Source organism: Pseudomonas agronomica (assembly GCF_025917275.1).
Taxonomy (GTDB): Bacteria; Pseudomonadota; Gammaproteobacteria; order Pseudomonadales; family Pseudomonadaceae; genus Aquipseudomonas; species Aquipseudomonas agronomica.
In genome coordinates this window covers 1-1,362 of the sequence record NZ_JAOSHO010000830.1, presented here as the reverse complement: position 1 = coordinate 1,362, position 1,362 = coordinate 1, and the positions used below count along the sequence as shown (strand labels likewise).

The window sequence follows — 1,362 nt, the reverse complement described above, 5'->3', positions numbered from 1 at the left end:
GCTCGCTCCCACAATAGGATCGGGACGCTTGGGGAGACTGGCCGGCTGAAAGGGCGCTTCGCGCCCAGCGGGGATAAATCCCCTCGCCAACAAGTTTTGCGTTTGTCCTAATAACAGTCTGATCATCCTCCAAACCTCTACAAACTCCCTGTAAACTCCGGCATTTGCCCAACACCCAGGGAGTCGGCAATGTCGGGTTCGATCCTTTATATACATGGCTTCAACAGCGCCCCAGCGTCGACCAAAGCCTGCCAACTGGTCGACGTGATGGCACGCCTTGGCCTCAGCGACCAGCTACAGGTGCCGGCCCTGCATCACCACCCCCGCCAGGCCATCGGTCAGCTGGAACAGGCCATTACAGAACTGGGGCGGCCGCTGCTGGTCGGCAGCTCGCTCGGGGGCTACTATGCGACTCACTTGGCCGAGCGCCACGGGCTCAAGGCCCTGTTGGTCAATCCTGCCGTGAGCCCGCATCGGATGTTCGACGGGTATCTGGGGACACAGAAGAATTTGTACACCGACGAAACCTGGGAATTGACCCACGACCACGTGAAGGCCCTGGCCGAGCTGGAAGTGCCGGCGCCCCGGGATCCACAGCGGTATCAGGTATGGTTGCAAACCGGTGACGAAACGCTGGATTATCGCCACGCCCAGCAGTATTACCGCGCCTGTGCCTTGCGCATCCAGGCCGGCGGCGACCACAGTTTCCAAGGGTTTGCCCAGCAGTTGCCGGCGCTGTTGAGTTTTGCCGGCATTGGCGCCGATTTGTACCAGGCGATCGACTTCACGTCGCTGTGAACCCATCGCCCCTTTTTCATTGAACACTGACGACGAGACCCCATGGCCACTCCCAGCGCTAGCTCTTATAACGCAGACGCCATCGAAGTCCTCTCGGGCCTCGACCCGGTGCGCAAGCGCCCCGGCATGTACACCGACACCAGTCGGCCGAACCACCTCGCCCAGGAAGTTATCGACAACAGTGTCGACGAAGCCTTGGCCGGGCATGCGAAGTCGGTGCAGGTCATCCTGCACGCCGATCACTCGCTGGAAGTCAGCGATGACGGCCGCGGCATGCCGGTGGACATTCACCCTGAAGAGGGCGTGTCGGGTGTCGAGCTGATCCTCACCAAGCTCCACGCCGGCGGCAAGTTTTCCAACAAGAACTACCAGTTCTCCGGCGGTCTGCACGGGGTGGGTATTTCCGTGGTCAACGCCTTGTCGACCCAGGTGCGGGTGCGGGTCAAGCGTGATGGCAACGAATACCAGATGACCTTCGCCGATGGCTACAAGGCCACCGAGCTGGAAGTGGTCGGGACCGTCGGCAAGCGCAACACCGGGACCAGCGTGTATTTCGCCCCGGAC

2 protein-coding genes are annotated in these 1,362 nt (G+C 61.3%); both read left to right on the top strand.

Annotated elements, in window-relative coordinates; translation table 11 throughout:
* Window positions 1-189: 189 nt before the first annotated feature.
* Complete coding sequence (locus OC610_RS27490; protein ID WP_264432617.1) at window positions 190-798, top strand: YqiA/YcfP family alpha/beta fold hydrolase; 609 nt, start codon at window positions 190-192, stop codon at window positions 796-798.
* A gap of 42 nt (window positions 799-840) precedes the next feature.
* A partial coding sequence (locus tag OC610_RS27485; protein ID WP_264432613.1) for an ATP-binding protein occupies window positions 841-1,362 on the top strand: 522 nt, incomplete at its 3' end.